Annotated in this window: 15 protein-coding genes, 1 tRNA gene and 2 pseudogenes; 9 read left to right on the top strand and 9 right to left on the bottom strand. The window is 66.9% G+C overall.

Annotated elements, in window-relative coordinates; genetic code table 11:
* Positions 1–18: 18 nt before the first annotated feature.
* The 4 genes from pyk (at position 19) to PSR88_RS05090 (ending at position 4,656) form a co-directional block, all read left to right on the top strand.
* Positions 19–1,437: a pyruvate kinase gene (pyk, locus tag PSR88_RS05105; protein ID WP_009473661.1), complete on the top strand. Its 1,419-nt coding sequence runs from the start codon at positions 19–21 to the stop codon at positions 1,435–1,437.
* A complete protein-coding gene (locus tag PSR88_RS05100; protein ID WP_009473660.1) occupies positions 1,438–2,316 on the top strand; it encodes an acyl-CoA thioesterase in 879 nt (292 codons plus the stop codon).
* Positions 2,317–2,421: 105 nt separating this feature from the next.
* Positions 2,422–2,670, top strand: a complete 249-nt coding sequence (locus tag PSR88_RS05095; RefSeq protein ID WP_009473659.1) for a hypothetical protein — start codon at positions 2,422–2,424, stop codon at positions 2,668–2,670.
* Positions 2,671–2,868: 198 nt separating this feature from the next.
* Positions 2,869–4,656, top strand: coding sequence for an ABC transporter ATP-binding protein/permease (locus PSR88_RS05090; RefSeq protein WP_011594174.1), 1,788 nt, complete (start codon positions 2,869–2,871; stop codon positions 4,654–4,656).
* A gap of 13 nt (positions 4,657–4,669) precedes the next feature.
* Here the strand turns inward: PSR88_RS05090 and PSR88_RS05085 are convergent.
* The 3 genes and pseudogenes from PSR88_RS05085 to PSR88_RS05075 all read right to left on the bottom strand — a co-directional run.
* Positions 4,670–5,534: pseudogene (locus PSR88_RS05085) on the bottom strand (DUF4185 domain-containing protein).
* Positions 5,535–5,602: 68 nt separating this feature from the next.
* The gene (locus PSR88_RS05080; RefSeq protein WP_011594172.1) at positions 5,603–6,106 is read right to left on the bottom strand and encodes an SRPBCC family protein; all 504 of its coding nucleotides are present in this window, start codon (positions 6,104–6,106) and stop codon (positions 5,603–5,605) included.
* A gap of 121 nt (positions 6,107–6,227) precedes the next feature.
* A pseudogene (locus tag PSR88_RS05075) lies at positions 6,228–6,940 on the bottom strand (sigma factor); the annotation flags it as partial.
* 97 nt (positions 6,941–7,037) lie between these two features.
* On the opposite strand from PSR88_RS05075, the gene PSR88_RS05070 reads away from it, so the two are divergent.
* On the top strand, positions 7,038–7,493 hold the full coding sequence (locus PSR88_RS05070; protein WP_016880086.1) for a carboxymuconolactone decarboxylase family protein: 456 nt from the start codon (positions 7,038–7,040) through the stop codon (positions 7,491–7,493).
* 83 nt (positions 7,494–7,576) lie between these two features.
* On the opposite strand, the gene PSR88_RS05065 is transcribed toward PSR88_RS05070, so the two are convergent.
* Positions 7,577–7,650 (bottom strand) — tRNA-Leu (locus tag PSR88_RS05065).
* A 100-nt stretch (positions 7,651–7,750) separates the two neighbouring features.
* Between PSR88_RS05065 and PSR88_RS05060 the strand changes: the two genes are divergently transcribed.
* Complete coding sequence (locus PSR88_RS05060) at positions 7,751–8,380, top strand: ANTAR domain-containing response regulator (protein WP_005260374.1); 630 nt, start codon at positions 7,751–7,753, stop codon at positions 8,378–8,380.
* A gap of 42 nt (positions 8,381–8,422) precedes the next feature.
* Here PSR88_RS05060 and PSR88_RS05055 read toward each other — a convergent pair whose 3' ends face one another.
* Positions 8,423–9,262 carry an oxidoreductase gene (locus tag PSR88_RS05055; protein ID WP_016880087.1) on the bottom strand — a complete coding sequence of 280 codons (840 nt, stop codon included), beginning with the start codon at positions 9,260–9,262 and terminating at the stop codon, positions 8,423–8,425.
* A gap of 111 nt (positions 9,263–9,373) precedes the next feature.
* Here PSR88_RS05055 and PSR88_RS05050 point away from each other — a divergent pair, with 111 nt between their 5' ends.
* Both PSR88_RS05050 and PSR88_RS05045 read left to right on the top strand, forming a co-directional pair.
* Positions 9,374–9,934 carry a TetR family transcriptional regulator gene (locus tag PSR88_RS05050; RefSeq protein WP_009473651.1) on the top strand — a complete coding sequence of 187 codons (561 nt, stop codon included), beginning with the start codon at positions 9,374–9,376 and terminating at the stop codon, positions 9,932–9,934.
* A gap of 166 nt (positions 9,935–10,100) precedes the next feature.
* Entirely contained in the window at positions 10,101–11,423 is a 1,323-nt protein-coding gene (locus tag PSR88_RS05045; protein WP_007295814.1) for an ABC transporter substrate-binding protein, read from the top strand.
* A gap of 69 nt (positions 11,424–11,492) precedes the next feature.
* On the opposite strand, the gene PSR88_RS05040 is transcribed toward PSR88_RS05045, so the two are convergent.
* The 4 genes from PSR88_RS05040 to PSR88_RS05025 are packed head-to-tail and all read right to left on the bottom strand — an operon-like array spanning position 11,493 to position 15,660.
* Positions 11,493–12,287, bottom strand: coding sequence for an ABC transporter ATP-binding protein (locus PSR88_RS05040; RefSeq protein WP_005247455.1), 795 nt, complete (start codon positions 12,285–12,287; stop codon positions 11,493–11,495).
* Entirely contained in the window at positions 12,284–13,303 is a 1,020-nt protein-coding gene (locus PSR88_RS05035; protein ID WP_009473650.1) for an ABC transporter ATP-binding protein, read from the bottom strand. The genes PSR88_RS05040 and PSR88_RS05035 overlap by 4 nt, the downstream gene beginning before the upstream one ends.
* Positions 13,296–14,285, bottom strand: a complete 990-nt coding sequence (locus PSR88_RS05030; protein WP_009473649.1) for a branched-chain amino acid ABC transporter permease — start codon at positions 14,283–14,285, stop codon at positions 13,296–13,298. The genes PSR88_RS05035 and PSR88_RS05030 overlap by 8 nt, the downstream gene beginning before the upstream one ends.
* A gap of 4 nt (positions 14,286–14,289) precedes the next feature.
* Positions 14,290–15,660, bottom strand: a complete 1,371-nt coding sequence (locus tag PSR88_RS05025) for a branched-chain amino acid ABC transporter permease (protein ID WP_016880088.1) — start codon at positions 15,658–15,660, stop codon at positions 14,290–14,292.
* Positions 15,661–15,887: 227 nt separating this feature from the next.
* Between PSR88_RS05025 and polA the strand changes: the two genes are divergently transcribed.
* A complete protein-coding gene (gene polA / locus PSR88_RS05020) occupies positions 15,888–18,632 on the top strand; it encodes a DNA polymerase I (RefSeq protein WP_011594168.1) in 2,745 nt (914 codons plus the stop codon).
* Positions 18,633–18,636 lie beyond the last annotated feature (4 nt).

The raw sequence follows: 18,636 nt of genomic DNA, 5'->3' as shown, positions 1-18,636 counted from the left end.
GCGACTAGGCTCGAGGCCGTGAACCGACGCACGAAGATCGTATGCACACTTGGACCTGCTACCGCCACCGGTGACCGTATTCGCGAACTCGTCGAAAGCGGTATGGACGTGGCGCGGCTGAATTTCAGCCACGGCGAACACGCCGACCACGAGGAGAACTACAAACGCGTCCGGGCGGCCTCGGACGCGACGGGGAAGGCGGTCGGTGTCCTCGCCGACCTGCAGGGCCCGAAGATCCGGCTCGGCCGGTTCGCCGAGGGGCGCACCACGTGGGCCAACGGTGAGGAAGTGCGGATCACCGTCGACGAGGTCGAGGGCACCCACGACCGGGTGTCGACCACCTACAAGCAGCTCGCCGAGGACGCCAAGGCCGGTGACCGCCTGCTGGTCGACGACGGCAAGGTCGGTCTCGTCGTCTCCGGGGTGGACGGCAACGACGTGATCTGCCGGGTCACCGAGGGCGGCCCGGTCAGCAACAACAAGGGTGTGTCGCTGCCGGGGATGAACGTGTCGGTCCCGGCGCTGTCGGAGAAGGACATCGCCGACCTCGAGTTCGCGCTCGGTCTCGGTGTCGACTTCATCGCCCTGTCGTTCGTGCGGTCGCCGGCCGACGTGGAACTGGTTCACGCCGTGATGGATCGGGTCGGTCGCCGGATCCCGGTGATCGCGAAGCTCGAGAAGCCGGAGGCGATCGACAACCTCGAGGCGATCGTGCTGGCGTTCGACGCGGTGATGGTCGCCCGTGGTGATCTGGGGGTGGAGTTGCCGCTCGAGCAGGTGCCGCTGGTGCAGAAGCGGGCGATCCAGATCGCCCGGGAGAACGCGAAGCCGGTCATCGTCGCGACGCAGATGCTGGAGTCGATGATCGAGAACTCGCGGCCCACCCGCGCCGAGGCGTCCGACGTCGCGAACGCGGTCCTCGACGGTGCGGACGCGGTGATGCTGTCGGGTGAGACGTCGGTGGGCAAGTACGTGATGGAGACGGTGCGCACGATGGCGCGGATCGTCGAGGCGGTGGAGAACGAGTCCACTCAGGTGCCGCCGCTCACGCACGTGCCGCGGACCAAGCGCGGTGTCATCTCCTATGCGGCCCGCGACATCGGGGAGCGGCTGGATGCGAAGGCGCTGGTCGCGTTCACCCAGTCCGGGGACACGGTGCGCCGGTTGGCGCGGCTGCACACGCCGTTGCCGTTGCTGGCGTTCACCCCGCTGCCGGAGGTGCGCAGCCAGTTGTCGCTGACGTGGGGTACCGAGACGTTCATCGTCGATCCGGTCGAGAGCACCGACGCGATGGTGCGGCAGGTCGACCACGCGCTGCTCGGGTTGGGCCGGTACCAGAAGGGGGAACTGGTGGTCATCGTGGCCGGGTCGCCGCCCGGCACCGTCGGCTCGACCAACCTGATCCACGTCCACAGAATCGGCGAAGAGGACCACTAGGTGAGCGAAGTCGCGGCGAAGACCGATCTCCAGACCCTGCTCGAACTTCTCGATCTCGAGAAGACCGGGGAGGACACGTACCGAGGTCGGCATCCCGCGCAGGTGGGTAGCCGGACGTTCGGCGGCCAGTTGATTTCCCAGGCACTGGTCGCCGCCGGCCGCACCGTGAGCGGCGAGCGTGCCGTGCACGCGATCAACGCTCACTTCATCCGCGGCGGCGACGTCAAGGAACCCATCGAATACCGCGTCGAGCGGCACCGTGACGGACGGGCCTTCGCGAACCGTCAGGTCACGGCGCTGCAGAACGGTGAGGAACTGTTCGTCATGCTGGCGGCGTTCCAGGACTGGGGCAAGGGTCTCGAGCACGCGGTCGAGGTGCCCGATGTGCCGTTCCCGGACACGCTGCCGCCACTGGGCGACCACTTCCTCGGGTACGAGGATCGACTGAAGATGTTCGTCGACGCCCTCAAGCCGATCGACATGCGTTACGCGAACGACCCGTCGTGGATCATGAAGGGCACCGGGGAGAAGCTCACCCACAACCGGGTCTGGATGAAATCGGACGGCGACCTTCCCGACGATCCGCTGATTCACGTGGCCGTCATGGGCTACTCGTCGGACACCACGGTCCTGGATTCCATCATCACCACCCACGGACTGTCGTGGGGGCTGGACCGGATCGTCGCGGCCACCGTCAATCATTCCATCTGGTTCCACCGGCCGTTCCGGTTCGACGACTGGACGCTCTACGCCACCGAATCGCCGGTCGCGGCGGGGTCCCGCGGTCTCGCGACGGGGCGGTTCTTCTCCCTGGAAGGCGAGTTGCTGGCGACCGTGGTCCAGGAGGGCCTGATCCGCCACTTCCCGCCGCGGAAGTAGCGGCCCCGCCATTCCTTTGCCACCGAACGGGTTTGAACGGTAGTTCAACTGGTGGTCGCGGCGTATGGTCGGTCTGGAATCTCCGAAACGGAACGGACGTGCACTATGAGCGCAGACGCACCCGAGCAGAAGAACACCGGCCGGCCGGCCGAGACCGAAGTTCCCCTTCCCGACGACGAGGCGCTCGCCGCAGCCAAGAAGAAGGTGGAGGAGATCGACGCCCGCTACGAACCGGGCGCCCGCGAGACGGTCGTCCTGCCCGGCTCCGACGGCACGGTGTCCGGTACCGCCTTCGACGACTACGTCGACGACGAGGGAAACCTGAAAAAGCCTGAGCCCGAGAAGGACTCGTAGACTCCCGTCGACGGGCGCCCGTTCTGCCTGCCCGATGTCCCGCTTGTGCGGTCGAAACTGCGCAAATGGGACATCGGGCGACGTGTGGGTGCGCGTCGACGGGTGTCCTGCGTGTATCACTCGCCGATGACCGAGGTCCGGGGTTAGACTTCGCCATCTTTTCTGGTGAGTTTCACCTCGTGATCGGGGATATGGGTCGTGGACTGGAACAACGTCGTCTGGGACAGCGCAATGTGGCTGCTCAAGGCCTACGTCATGACTGTCGTCGCGTTCGTCGTCGTAGTGATACTGCTCGCGCGGTTCACCAAATGGGGGAGGCAGTTCTGGCGCTTCGCCGCGCCGTACTTCGATCCGCGGCGCAGCCTCAAGCCGTTGACGATCCTGGCGGTGCTGCTGCTGTCGACGGTCTTCGCGGTGCGGATGACGGTGCTGTTCTCCTACTGGTACAACGACTTCTACGATTCGATCCAGAACCTGGACGAGTCGGCGTTCTGGCACTTCCTCCGCGTCTTCGCCATTCTGGCGACCGTCCACGTGGTTCGGGCCCTGATCGAGTACCTGATCGGGCAGACCCTCGACATCGACTGGCGGACGTGGCTCAACCACCATCTCGTCGACGACTGGCTCGACAGCCGCGCCTATTACCGTGACCGATTCCTGGACGACGCGATCGACAACCCGGACCAGCGCGTCCAGGCCGACATCACCAACTTCGTGACCACGTCCCGCTCGCTGTCGATGGGCGCGGTGACGGCCGTGCTGTCGATCGTGTCGTTCACGGGAATCCTGTGGGATCTGTCCGGCCCGATGACGGTGTTCGGCGTCGAGATCTCGCGGGCGATGATCTTCCTCGTCTACATCTACGTGCTGGTGACCACGGTGGTCGCGTTCTGGATCGGCAAGCCCCTCATCAAGCTGAACTTCCTCAACGAGAAACTGGGCGCCAACTTCCGCTACGCGCTGATCCGGGTGCGGGAGTACGGCGAGAGCATCGCGTTCTACCGCGGCGAGAACGTCGAGCGCCGCACGCTTGCCGGACGGTTCGCGGACGTCATCCGGAACATGTGGCAGATCGTCTTCCGGACGTTGAAGTTCAGTGGATGGAACCTCACGGTCAACCAGACGGCCGTCATCTTCCCGTTCCTCGTGCAGGGTCCGCGACTGTTCACCGGTCAGGTGTCGCTCGGTGACGTGATGCAGACGTCGCAGGCGTTCGGGCAGGTCCACGACTCCCTGTCCTTCTTCCGCGAGTCGTACGCCGACTTCGCGAGTTTCCGCGCCACCCTCATCCGACTCAACGGGCTGGCCAACGACAACCAGCACGCCGCCGAACTTCCGATCCTGAAGACCGGCAAGTCGGGCGACGACCTCCAGGTCGAGAAGCTGGACGTGCGCATTCCCACGGGCCAGACTCTCATCGAGGGCCTCGACCTGACCGTGAACCCGGGGCAGTCGTTACTGGTCAAGGGCCCCTCCGGCTCGGGCAAGACCACCCTGCTCCGCACACTCGCCGATCTGTGGCCGTACGCAGACGGCACCGTGTCGCGGCCCGCGGGGGAGGCCATCTTCCTGTCCCAGCGGCCGTACCTGCCGCTCGGTTCGCTGCGAACCGCACTGGCGTACCCGAAGGAGCCGACGGCGGCCGACGACGTCGTGCGCGCTGCGCTGTCGAAGGTGTCGCTCGGCAATCTCGGGGATCGGCTCGACGAGACCGCCGACTGGACGCGGATCCTGTCGCCGGGCGAGCAGCAGCGTCTCGCGTTCGCGCGGGTGCTGATCGCACGGCCCGCGGTGATCTTCCTCGACGAGGCCACGTCGGCCATCGACGAGGGCCTCGAATACACGCTCTACACGCTGCTCCGGACCGAACTCCCGGACAGCATCGTGGTGAGTGTGGGCCACCGCAGCACCCTCAACCAGTTCCATTCCCGCGGTGTGGAACTCGAGGGCGAGGGGCGGTGGACGGAGTCGGAACTCGTCGGGTGACTCGTGCTGCGGGCTACCCGGCGTCCAGTCGAGTGGTGAACTGCAGGACGCGATAAGGGTCGCCGGTCGTCGTGTTCCATTGCGACACAAACAGATGCAGATCGTCCAGTGTGGACGCCGGGTGGATGAATCCGCCGTAGATCTGCGCCCACGTGCCGTCCGCCGCTCCCCAGTCGCCGCCCGCGATCTGCACGGTCGGTTCCGACCACGCTCCGTCGATGCGCTCCGCCGTGCGTGTGACGATCGCGTACGCGGTGGGATCGAAGTACGCGAGGACCCAGGTGCCGTCGATCCGTCGCAGGCACATCTCGCCGACGGGGCCCGGCAGGCTCGGGGTCGCGGGCTGCCCCCACGCCCACCCCGTGCCGCGGTCCCAGCCCCATTCTTCGTACGCTGCGGGCTCGAGGATGCACGATTCCGGGACCCGCCGGAGGATCATCCCACCAGGAGTGGTGCGGTCGAACGCGCTCGAGACGACGTAGACGTAGCCGTCGTGCCGCTCCATGGTCCACAGCTGATCGAGCGACCCGCCACGGTTGTCCCAGCGGGCGGGCGAGCGGTGCCAGTTCTCGCCACCGTCGTCCGACCAGGCGAGATACGTGAAGTTCGTCGGCCACGCACGCGTTCGGCAGGATCTCCGCCGCCGTCCGGCCGCCGGCCGCGGAGTCGAACTCGATGCCGCCGCGGAGATCGGTGGTGGTGGAGCGCAACATCACGGGGCTGCGCCACCGCCTGCCGTGCCGGCCGTGCCGGCCGTGCGAGCTGAACGTGTCGCCGAAGAAGAACGCGACTCTCCCGTCGGGCAGGCGCGCGGGACAGCCGAGGTCGGTGCCGTGCACACCCCAGCATCGCGTCGCCTCGCCGGTGACCTCCTTCACGAAGGTCGCTGCCGGTGTGGTCGTGCCGTCCGCGATACGCGTTTCTCCCGTGTCGGTGAATCCGGTGGTCAGGACGTCTTGCGGTAGGACTCGGCGAGTTCGTCGGCCCGATCCCACGGGGACCAGTCGACCTCGCGGCCGTCCAGTTGCGCTTCGACCACCTCGAGTCCCGCGTGCCAGCCGGCGGCGTGGGCGTAGGCGGATTCTTCTTCTTCCACGGTGTGGGTGAGCGTCAGCCAGCAGCCTCCACTGCCGTCGGGGACGAGTTCCCAGTGCAGGGTCTCGGCGTCCCACAGGTACTCGAGGATGTGCGCGGGATGCACCGAGATGACCGTCCCGGTGGTGGTCTGATCTGCGGGCAATCCGAATCGGCGGACCTGCTCCGGCGTCACGCGGAAGACGAGTTCGGCGCCCGGGGTGAGGTCGAACTCGACGTCGGCGGGGAACCAGGCCTTCAGGTACTGCGGGTCGGTGAGAACTCGCCACACCTTCTCCGGCGAGTGCGAGAGCGCTTGCTGGAATCGAAGGGCTACCCGCCCGTCGTAGGTGAAAGTGACGGTGCCGAGCTCCATGGGTGACCTCCGTGCTCGAGGGCGTACCTGTCCCACCATGGTACTGGCAGGACGGCGCAGATCCCCAGGATCGGGCACAAAAAACCGCCGCTACCTGCGGGGTCGTCAGTCGACGGCGGAAGAGCCCCAGATGCAGCAGACGGTGCGGGTCGGCGAGGATGTCGATTCGGGCGATCTTTCCACCTGCGACGGCGAAGGCCATGACCGACATGGCCTTTCCCTCGGGCGCGGTCACGACCCCGGCGGCGCCGTTCACCAGGGCGAGCCGGGCGAAAGGAGCGAAGCGCGAGAAGGTGAGGGCCTGCTCGCCGACGGCGCGGGCTCCGCGCACGAGAGAGGATCCGTCCGCGCCGCCGTCGGCCCGCAGGACGATGTCCGGGTCGAGCAACGCGAGGAGGTCGTCGAACCGGCCGCCCCGCGAGGCGGCCATGAATGCCTCTACGATCTCGCGCTGCCGGGTCAGGTCGGTATCCGGAACAGGCCCCGAACCCTGGACGCGGCGGCGCGCGCGGCTCGCCAGCTGACGGGACGCGGCGGCGGTGCGTCCGGCGATCGGGGCGATCTCGTCGAAGGACAGGGCGAACATGTCGTGCAACACGAATGCGAGCCGCTCGGCGGGCGTCAGCGTGTCGAGCACGACACCCGGGCGACGACCGTCGTCAGCCAACCCGGCAGATTCTCCACATCCGAGGTCTCGGCACGGCTGAGGCGGAGCCAGCCCTCCTGCACGGCGTCCTCCGCTTCGCTGATCGAGCCGAGCATCCGGTAGGCGACCGCCGACAGATGCGTCCGGTTCTCCTCGAAGCGGTGTGCCAGAACTTCGTCGTCGTTCATCTGTCACATTCTGCCGTCGCGGTTCGTCATGTCAGTGAGAACGAAAATCACCCGGTGTGACAGAAGATCACCCGAATACCTTTGGAGGCAGGCAATCATGAAAGCCCGGATGACCAACCCCGCGATGATCGTTCCCGACGCCATGAAGTCTCTGCTGGCTCTGGGAAAGGCAGCGTCGAAGGCGGACGTGCCGCCGGTGACCCACGCTCTCGTGCATCTGCGGTCGAGCCAGATCAACGGCTGCAACGTGTGCGTGGACATGCATTCGCGTGAACTGGAGAAGGAGGGCGAGACCAACGAGCGGATCTTCGCGGTGGCGGCGTGGCGGGAGGCTCCGTATTTCAGCGACGCAGAACGCGCGGCCCTGGCGCTGGCCGAGTCGATGACCCGGTTGAGCGACCGTTCGGACCCGGTGCCCGACGACGTGTGGAACGAGGCCGCCCGGCACTACGACGAGCAGGCGCTCGCGTCGCTGGTCCTGTCGATCGCCACCGTGAACCTGTGGAACCGGCTCAACGCCGCCACCCGGCAGGTCGCGGGCGGACAGTGGTGACGGAAACACCATGACGGGGGACGAGATGCTAATCGCAGGTCAGATAATGCATCTGACCTGCGAATCGCGAGAAATTCTGGCAGTGCCCTCGGTGAGACTCGAACTCACACTGGACGGGTTTTGAATCCGTTTCCTCTGCCAATTGGGATACGAGGGCGTGTTGCGCTGTACCACTGTAGAAGATCGCCGTCGGGAGTCAACCACCGGTACCCTTCTAACGTTCGCTCCCCGCGCCGGGGTCGTCCGAGCAGAGGAGAATGGTGGCCATGAACGCTCCCCAGCAGCAAGGTGTGCCGTCGCAGCCGCGACGGGTCGTGGTGGCCGAGGACGAGGCGCTGATCAGGCTCGATCTGGTCGAGATGCTGCGGGAAGAGGGCTACGACGTGGTCGGTGAGGCGGGTGACGGGCAGGCCGCCGTCGACCTGGCGGTGGAGCTCAAACCCGACCTCGTGATCATGGACGTGAAGATGCCCCGTCGTGACGGCATCGATGCGGCCTCGGAGATCGCGGCGAAACGTATTGCGCCCGTGGTCATTCTCACAGCGTTCAGTCAGCGCGAGCTGGTGGAGCGGGCTCGCGACGCCGGGGCGATGGCCTACCTCGTCAAGCCGTTCTCCACGGCCGACCTGGTTCCTGCGGTCGAGTTGGCGGCCAGCCGGTTCAAGGAAGTGACCGCGCTCGAGCGGGAGATCTCCGATCTGTCGGAGCGTCTGGAGACCCGCAAGATCGTCGAGCGGGCGAAGGGCGTGTTGATGGAGAAACAGTCCCTGACCGAGCCCGAAGCGTTCAAGTGGATCCAGCGGGCGGCGATGGACCGCCGGTCGACGATGAAGGCGGTCGCGCAGGTGGTACTCGAGACCCTCGGTGGGGAAGCTCCCACCAGCTGACCCGCGAGATCGGCGACAGGCGATGCGTTTTCGCCGGAGGCGTCAGGCGCCGGTGGGGAAGTCCGCGGATCGGCTGACGTCCGCCCACTGGACGGCCTCGGCAGCGCGCTCGCGGGACGACTTCTCGGTCATCTCGACGGCGCCGGCCCCGAGCAGCAGACGCAGCGGGGCGTCCTCGGCGGCAACCACATCCATGATGATCCGAGCGGCCCGGGCCGGGTCGCCGGGCTGAGTGCCGTCCGTGTCCTGCCGATAGCGGTTCATCGCGCCGACCGTCGCCTCGTAGTCGGGGCCGACCGAGCTGCGTTTCATCGACGAACCCTGCCAGTCGGTGCGAAACGCCCCGGGTTCCACGATGAGCACCGTCACGCCGAACGGTTTCACCTCCGCCGCCAGGACTTCGGAGAATCCCTCGACGGCGAACTTCGCTGCCTGATAGGCACTCAGCCCCGGCGTGCCACCGACACGGCCTCCGACGGAGGAGAACTGCACGAAGCAGCCCCTGCGCTGTTCGCGCAGGATCGGCAGTGCGGCCCGGGTGACGTTGACGACGCCGAAGAAGTTGGTGTCGATCTGCTGCCGGAAATCCTCGTCATCCATTTCCTCGATCGGGACGCTGTTGGCGTAGCCGGCGTTGTTCACCACCACGTCGAGGCCCCCGAACTCGCCTACCGCGGTGGCGACTGCCGCGCGGGCGGCCGCGGCGTCGGTGACGTCCAGGGCGACCGCCCGGACCCGGTCGCCGTACGTGTCGACCAGGTCGGTGAGCTGTTCGGGCTGCCGGGCGGTGGCGACCAGGTTGTCGCCGCTGCCCAGGACTGCTGTCGCGAGTTCCCTGCCGAAACCGCGTGAGCTTCCGGTGACGAGCCACGTCTTCGCCATGGTGTACTCCATTCCGCATGCTTGCAACTGACTGGTTGGATGTTTATGAAATCCATGAAACACCTGCCGAAGCACGCTGTCAACCAACTATTTGGTTGCTAGCCTGGACACATGGTGCGCGACGCAGAGGCAACGAAGAAGCGACTACTCGACGCGGCGGCGGCCGAGTTCGCCGAATTCGGCATCGCCGGGGCGCGGGTCGACCGCATCGCCCTGGCCGCCAAGGCGAACAAGTCGATGATCTACGCGTACTTCGGCGACAAGGGGCAACTCTTCGACGCGGTCTTCTCCGCCCACGTGGTGGCGTTCACCGAGCAGGTGCGGTTCGACGCCGCCGACCTCCCCGGGTACGCGGGGCGCTCGTTCGACCTGTACGAGGACAACCCGGCGACGCTCCGGCTCGCCACCTGGTACCAACTCGAGCGCCCCGACGGTGACCCACTCCAGGTGGTGGTCGCGTCCAATCGGTCCAAGCTCGCCGACATCGAGCGAGCGCAGAGAAGTGGTGTGCTGCCAACCCGATTCGAGCCCGTGGAACTGCTCACCGTCGTTCGATCCGTCGCGATGTCCTGGCACACGCAGACACCGGAACTCGGCGCGTCGGCCCCCGCGGACCGGGCCCGCCGGCGCCAGGTGGTCGTCGACTCCGTGCGCCTTCTCGTCGGCGCCTGAGGCCCGCCACGCTACGGCCGCGTAAACACTCGTCGTATTCAGATCACAGTAAGGTCACGAGCCTTTCTGGACGGATCGCGAACGCCGCCGGACCGCTAGCGTCTGATCCCACAGCGGACGCCAACTCGGGTGGCGCCCGCACTCAGGTGATCTAAGGAGAGTTTGGATGGCTAAACGGACCCTCGTGCGGGCGGCCGCGGTTCTCGGCGCGGCATCACTCGCACTGGCAGGTTGTAGTTCGGACAGTGGCGACGACTCCGCGAGTGGGAGTGACAGCTCTGCCTCGGCCACCACTGTTTCCACCGACTGCACGCCCGAAGAGGCGGCGGCAGCGGGTGCCCCGTCCACGGCGCCGCTGAAGATCGGCACTCTGCTTCCCGACACGGGAAGCCTCTCCTTCCTCGGACCGCCGATGGTGGCGGGCACCCAGCTCGGCGTCAACGACGTCAATGCGGCCGGTGGTGTTCTCGGCCAGCCGGTCCAGCTGATTCCCGGCGACTCGGGCGACACCACCACCGACACGGCGAACACCACCGTGGACCGGGAACTGGCCGCCGGCACCCAGGTGATCATCGGCGCGGCGTCGTCCTCGGTGTCGCTGAAGGTCATCGACAAGGTGTCCAGCGCCGGCGTCGTGATGTTCTCCCCGGCCAACACGTCCGACCAGTTCGTCTGCTACCCGGACAAGGGCCAGTACTTCCGCACCGCGCCCACCGACGTGTTGCAGGCTCAGGCTGTGTCGCAGCTCATCTCGGACGACGGCGGCCAGCGCGTGTCCATCCTGGCCCTCAACGACCCGTACGGAACCGGGCTCGCCGACAACATCCAGAAGAACCTCGTCGACGCGGGCATCCCCGAGGATCAGATCCAGAAGATCATCTACGACCCCAACGCGCAGTCGTTCAACTCCGAGATCGACCAGGTCAAGGACTTCGCCCCCGACGCCGTCGCGGTGGTCGGATTCGAGGAGTCGGCGAAGATCATCACCCGTATGCACGAGGTCGGCATCGGCCCGTCCGACGGCATGAAGGTCTACGGCGTGGACGGCAACATGGGTAACGCGCTCGGCGAGTCGGTGGCCGCACCGCTGCTCGACGGCATGCAGGGCACCACGCCGCTCACCGACGTCGGTCCGGCCTTCCAGGATCGTCTCAAGGGCATCAACCCGGGGCTGATCGACTTCAACTACGCCGGTGAGTCCTACGACGCCGTCGTCGTTTCCGCGCTCGCCGCGGAAGCCGCGAAGTCGACGGCAGGTCGCGACATCGCCGCGAACATCAACGCCGTCACCGAGGGCGGAACCCCGTGCACGTCGTACCAGGAGTGCCTGCCGCTCGTGCAGGCCGGCACGGACGTCGACTACAACGGCATCACCGGCAAGCTCGACTTCACCGCCGCAGGCGAGCCGTCCATCGGTTCGTACGGCAAGCTGAAGTTCGGTGCCGACAACAAGCTGACGACGGACGGATACATCGTCGTCGGCGGATGATCGCACTCACCTGAAACGGACTGTGGGCCAGGGAAACCTGGCCCACAGTCGTGTCCGGAACCACCGGACCTACTTCTTCTCCTGACTTCCCGCGAGGGTCCCGAGGTACAGCTCGATCACCTTCGGGTCGTGCATCAGGTTGGGTCCCGAGTCGGTGTAGGCGTTGCGGCCCTGGTCGAGGACGTAGCCGCGGTCGCAGATCTGCAGGCACCGGCGGGCGTTCTGCTCGACCATGATCACCGAGACGCCCGCCGCGTTGATCCGCTTGCAGCGGATGAACACCTCGTCCTGGAACATCGGGGACAGTCCGGCGGACGGCTCGTCGAGCAGCAGCACGGACGGTTCCATCATCAGTGCCCGTCCCATGGCGACCATCTGCCGTTCACCGCCGGACAGGGCGCCCGCCTTCACCTTCTTCCGTTCGACGAGCAGCGGGAAGAGGTCGCCGACGAATGCGAATCTCTCCGCGAAGAGCTTGGGCCGCAGATACATCCCCATCTCGAGGTTCTCCTCGATGGTGAGCGACGGAAAGACGTTCTGCGTCTGCGGGACGTAGCCGACACCCTTCTGCACGAGAACGTGGGCGGGTTTGGACGTGATGTCCTCACCGCGCAGGGTCACCGAACCCTCACGCACCGGTATCAGCCCGAACAGCGACTTCAGGAGCGTGGACTTCCCGGCGCCGTTGGGACCGATGATGCCGACGATCTCACCCTCGCGCAGGAAGAAATTGCACTCGCGGAGGATGTTGACGCCGGGGATGTACCCGGCCACGACACCGTCCGCGCGGACGAGGGCACCCTCGGCGAGCCGGGCGTGCTCCTCGGGTGTGGCCGCGAATTCCGCTGGGGTCAGTTCGGTCATGTGTTCTCACGCCTCAGCTCGGTGATGTCGGGTTCGGAGAGGTCGCCGCCGGTCTCGAGGGTTTCGGCCTCGGCGTTCTCGAGTGCCTCGGCCAGAACGGCCGTCGCGCCCACCGGATTTCCCTCGTCGTCGAACTCGAGCGCCTGATCGTGGTGGCTGCCCAGGTAGGCGTCGACCACCGCGTTGTTGGACGAGAGGTGTCCCGGTGTGGACTCGGCGATCACACTGCCCTGCGCCATCACCACCACCCAGTCGCTGATGTCGCGGATGACGTCCATGTCGTGTTCGACGAACACGACGGTCATGCCCTCGTCCCGAAGCGACTTGATGTGGCCGAGCAGGCTCTGGGTGAGCGCCGGGTTCACGCCGGCCATCGGCTCGTCGAGCATCACCACGGTCGGCTCGGTCATCAGCGCCCGCGCCATCTCGAGCAGCTTGCGCTGACCACCGGACAGCGAGCCGGCGAGATCGTCGGACTTGGTGTCGAGCTTGAACCGCGCGAGCAGTTCGTTGGCTCGTTCGGTGACGGCCCGTTCCTGCGCCTTCCACGTCCACGGCAGGAGCGTGTTGAAGATCCGCTCACCGCGCTGCCCGGTGGCGCCGAGCCGCACGTTGTCGAGCACCGTCAGCTTCGACAGCGCCTTGGTGAGCTGGAACGTGCGGACGACGCCGCGGCGGGCCACCTGGTGCGGATACATCCGGCCCAGGGACTGGCCATCCATCGACCACGAACCGCTGTCCGGCCGGTCGAAACCGGTGAGCAGGTTGAACAGAGTGGTCTTGCCTGCGCCGTTCGGCCCGATCAGTCCGGTGATGCAGCCGCGCTGGATCTCCAGATGCGCCACGTCGACGGCCTTGAGCCCGCCGAACGTCCGGGACACGTTGTCGACCACGAGGATCGGGTCGGGTTTCGGTGCGCCGGGGGAGTGCGGGACGTCGGTGAAGATCGAGGCCCGTTCCTCGGCGGTGAGCACGGTGTCGGTCTGCAGATGATCCGGCAGTCTGTGGTCAGGCATTGAGCTGCACCTCCCGCTTGTTGCCCAGTATGCCCTGTGGCCGGAAGACCATCAGCACCGCGATCATGATGCCGAGCAGGACGAACCGCATGGCCCCGACCTGCTGTTCCGTCAGCGGCAGCAGCGGCTCCGGCCCGGAGATCGCCTGTCGCAACAGGGCGTCCGGGATGGCCAGCAGGAACCAGAACAGCATCGCGCCGACCACCGGTCCGAAGACCGTGGCCGCGCCGCCGAGGATGAGGGCGCCGAACGCGAAGAACGTCTGTGCGGTGGAGTAGAAGTCGGGGTTGATCGACTTGGTCTGCAGTGCGTTGAACACGCCGCCGAGCCCGCCGATCATGCCGCCGAGGACCAGCGCCTGCATCTTGTAGACGAACACGTTCTTGCCGAGGGCGCGTGCGGCGTCCTCGTCCTCGCGGACGGCCTTGAGGACACGGCCCCACGGGCTGTGCGTCAGGAGAAACACGAACCCGCACAGCACCAGGACGAGAGTCCACCCCACGACCATCGACCAGAGGTCGTCGCCGTAGAACTTCACGCCGAGGAAGTTGTACTGCTTACCCGAGTCGAACGGGCTGAGCGTCGTGAACGGGTCCGCGAAGCCGAACAGCCCGTTGGTGGATCCGGTGATGGAATCCGATGCGGTGGAGCGGAAGATCAGCCGCAGGATCTCGGATGCGGCGATCGTGACGATGGCGAGATAGTCGGCCCGCAACCGCAGCGTCGGGATACCGAGGACGACGGCCAGCAGTCCGGCCGCGGCGAGACCGACGAGGATGCCGACCCACAGCGGCTGCTGGTAGGTGACGGTCATGATCCCGACGCCGTAGCCGCCGAGGAGGGCGAAACCGATCTGACCGAAGTTGAGCAGTCCGGCGTAGCCGAAGTGCAGGTTGAGGCCGATCGCCAGCAGCGCGTAGAAGATCGCGGACGGGCCGATCAGCTGGGCGAGCGAGACCTGGAGTGCTCCTGCGATGTCCATGCCCTCACCCGATCCTTTGCCGGCTGCCGAGAATGCCCTGAGGCCGGACCACCAGGATGACGATCAAGATGAGCAGTCCTCCGATGTACTTGAGGTCGGGGTTGATCACCAGCGTCGACAGCTGGACGAGCAGACCGACGATCACGCAGCCGAGCAGCGCGCCGTAGGCGGTGCCGAGTCCGCCGAGCGTGATGCCGGCGAACATCAGCAGCAGGAGCTTGAAGCCCATCTCCCACTGCACGCGGCCGCCGAGTTCGGAGATGCCGAACAGGACGCCGCCGAGCGCGGCGAGACCGCCGCCGAGACCCCACACGAAGCGGATCACCCGTTCGACGTCGATGCCGGACGACGCGGCCAGGTCACGGTTGTCGGACACCGCGCGCATGGCCTTGCCGATGCGCGTCTTCTGCAGCAGCAGGGCCACTCCGACGAGAACGACGAGACTGATGCCGATGCTCACGAGGTTGGCGTCGGTGATCGCGATCGGACCCCAGTGCCTCTCCACCTGGGCCTGGTAGTCGACGAACGGTTCCGCGCGATCGGAGAAGAAGATCAGGATCAGGTAGCGCAGGGAGATCGCGAGCCCGATCGACACCACCAGCTGCGCTATCAGGCCGGTCTTGCGTCGCCGCAGCGGTTTCCAGATGCCGGCATTGTTCAGCAGTCCGATCAGGATTCCCACGAAGACCGCGAGGATCGTGGCCGGGATCAGTTGCACACCGAACGTCACGTTGATCACCCACGCCGCCACCGCGCCGAGGGTGACGAGTTCGCCGTGCGCGAAGTTCGTCAGGCCGGTGGTGCCGTAGATCAGGCTCAGCCCGACGCCGGCGATGGCGATCACGAGACCGAATCGGAGTCCGTCGATGGTCTGGCGAATCAGCTTCTCGTAGAACGGGACCGCGGAACCGGTGCGGGCCTCGCCGAACGAGAAGATCACCGTGTTGGTGCGACCGGCCACCACTTCCCGCTGCACCGTGGCCTGCACGCTGACGTCGTCGGGAAGCGAGTCCGCCACGATCTCGAACGTGTACGTGCCGGGCGCGACCTGGAGTTCCCAGCGGCCGTTGGACTCCGACGTCGCCTTCGCCACCTCGTTGCCCGACGAATCGAGAGCGCGCACCTCGACGTCCGCGAGCCGTTCGCCGGCGTTGTTCAGATTGCCGCTGACCCGGACCGCGTTCTCCGGGGGCACCGGTTGCCCGCTCGTCGCGGGCGGTGGGGGCGGTGGGGTGGGTTCCTGCGCCGAAGCGGGACCGCCGAAGGCGATCGCCGCGACGAGGCCGAGCAGGACGAGGACGAACGCACGGCCGAGTTGCCGGGTGACCGACCCTCGCCTCGTGCGTTTCCTCGCGGATTTCGGTCGCGTCCTCACTGCTGGGAGTCGCTTCCTCACGGTTGGGGCCACGCAGGTCCTCCGGGGACGTGTAGATCGGTCAGGAACGTGCTTGCGACGGACTCGACTACCGCCCGTGCCGCAATTTCCGGACTCTAACGGCTCCGGTCGCGCGAAATGGGGTTCTCGGATTTCCGGCACGTTTCGGTTGGGTATCGAACCATCCGGCTGATCGGTGTCGGATCCGCTCCCTAGACTGGGCAACCGTGAGCCCTGCAACCACCCCCCGGTCCACCACGTCCCCCGCGTCCGGCGCAGCAGCGTCGTCCGACGATCGCCCCACCCTGATGCTGCTCGACGGCCATTCGCTGGCCTTCCGTGCGTTCTACGCGCTTCCCGCCGAGAACTTCAAGACACACAGCGGTCAGGTCACCAACGCCGTCTACGGGTTCACGTCGATGTTGATCAACCTGCTGCGCGACGAACAGCCCAGCCACGTGGCGGCGGCGTTCGACGTGTCCAGGCAGACGTTCCGGGCCGAGAAGTTCCCGGAGTACAAGGCCAATCGCAGCAAGGCGCCGGACGAGTTCAAGGGGCAGGTCGAGATCACCAAGGACGTCCTCGGGGCCCTCGGCATCCCGGTGATGGCCGAGGAAGGCTTCGAGGCCGACGACATCATCGCCACGCTCACCACCCAGGCCGAGGCGCTCGGGTACCGCGTCCTCGTGGTGACCGGCGACCGGGACTCGCTCCAGTTGGTCACCGACGGGGTCACGGTGCTCTACCCGAAGAAGGGCGTCTCGGACCTCACCCGGTTCACGCCGGCGGCCGTCGAGGAGAAGTACGGGCTCACACCTGCGCAGTACCCCGACTTCGCGGCGCTGCGCGGCGACCCGAGCGACAATCTGCCGGGCATCCCGGGGGTGGGGGAGAAGACCGCCACCAAGTGGATCAAGGAGTACGGCGATCTCGTCGGCCTGGTCGACAACGTCGACAAGGTCCGCGGCAAGGTCGGTGACGCGCTGCGGGAGAACCTGCCGAACGTGCTGCTCAACCGGGAACTGACCGAGATGGTGCGCGACGTCCCGTTGCCGTACACCCCGGACCAGCTGATGCTCGCGCAGTGGGATCGGGAGAAGATCCACGCGCTGTTCGACGACCTCGAGTTCAAGGTGCTGCGCGACCGGCTGTTCGCCACATTGGCCCCCGTCGAAGCGGAGGCCGAGGAGGGCTTCGAGGTGCGGGGGAGCGCGCTCGATCCCGGGGCGGTCGCGGACTGGCTGTCGGCGCACGCGTCGACGGGCGAGCGATCCGGCGTGTCGGTGGTCGGCACCCGCACCCCGTACGGCGGTGACGTGACGGCGATCGCCGTCGCCGCCGCAGACGGCGAGGGCGCCTACATCGCCACCGCGTCCGCCACCCCGGAGGACGAGAAGGCGCTCGGCGACTGGCTCGCGGACGCCGATCAGCCGAAGGCCCTGCACGAGGCCAAATGGGCGATGCACGCACTGCGCGGACGCGGCTGGGTGCTCGGTGGTCTCACCAGCGACACCGCGCTGGCGGCCTACCTGGTGCGTCCCGGGCAGCGGACGTTCAACCTCGACGACCTGTCGCTGCGGTACCTGCGCAGGGAGCTGCGGGTGGAGGAGACCGGCGAAGAGCAGCTGTCGCTGCTCGACGACGCCGACCAGGTCGATGCAGAAGCCGCCGAGACCGAAATTCTCAGCGCCCGCGCCGTCCTCGACCTCGCGGCCGCGCTCGACACCGAACTCGACAACATCGAATCGACGGCGCTGCTGTCCGAGATGGAGTTGCCGCTGCTGGAGGTGCTGGCCGACATCGAGGCGTCCGGTATCGCCGTCGACGGCACCCACCTGCACGACTTGCAGAGCCGGTTCGCGGCCGAGGTCTCCGCGGCGGCGGAGGCGGCCTACGGGGTCATCGGCAAGCAGATCAACCTCGGCTCGCCCAAGCAGCTGCAGGTCGTGCTGTTCGACGAGCTGGAGATGCCCAAGACGAAGAAGACGAAGACCGGGTACACCACGGACGCCGAGGCGTTGCAGAACCTGTTCGAGAAGACGTCGCACCCGTTCCTCGAGCACCTGCTCGCGCACCGCGACGCGACGCGGCTGAAGGTCACCGTCGACGGTCTGCTGAAGACGGTCGCCGAGGACGGGCGGATCCACACGACGTTCAACCAGACCGTCGCGGCCACCGGCCGGCTGTCGTCGACCGAGCCGAACCTCCAGAACATCCCGGTGCGCACGGATGCGGGCCGGCAGATCCGGGACGGCTTCGTCGTCGGCGAGGGCTACGATTCGCTGCTCACGGCCGACTACAGCCAGATCGAGATGCGGATCATGGCCCACGTGTCCGGTGACGAGGGCCTGATCGAGGCGTTCAACACCGGCGAAGACCTGCACAGCTTCGTCGGCGCGCGTGCGTTCGGCGTCCCGATCGAGGAGGTCACACCGGAGCTGCGCCGCCGGGTGAAGGCGATGTCGTACGGGCTGGCGTACGGGCTGAGCGCGTTCGGTCTGGCCGCCCAGCTCAAAATCTCGACCGAAGAGGCCAAATCGCAGATGGAGGCGTACTTCGCCCGGTTCGGCGGGGTACGCGACTACCTGCACGAGGTCGTGGAACAGGCCCGCAAGGACGGCTACACGTCGACGCTGTACGGGCGTCGCCGGTACCTGCCCGACCTCACCAGCGACAACCGCCAGCGGCGGGAGGTCGCCGAGCGCGCCGCGCTCAACGCCCCCATCCAGGGCACGGCCGCCGACATCATCAAGGTCGCGATGATCAACGTGCAGCGGTCACTGCGCGACGCGGGCCTGAAGTCGCGGATGCTGCTGCAGGTCCACGACGAGCTGGTGCTCGAGGTCGTCGATTCGGAACGGGAACAGGTCGAACAGCTGGTCCGCGACAAGATGTCCTCGGCTATCGAACTGTCGGTGCCGCTCGACGTGTCCGTCGGCACCGGTCGCAGCTGGGACGCCGCCGCACACTAGGCGG

This window comes from Rhodococcus sp. DK176 (genome assembly GCF_038447315.2).
Classification (GTDB): Bacteria; Actinomycetota; Actinomycetes; order Mycobacteriales; family Mycobacteriaceae; genus Rhodococcus_F; species Rhodococcus_F jostii_A.
This window is presented reverse-complemented; position numbering and strand designations above follow the sequence as displayed.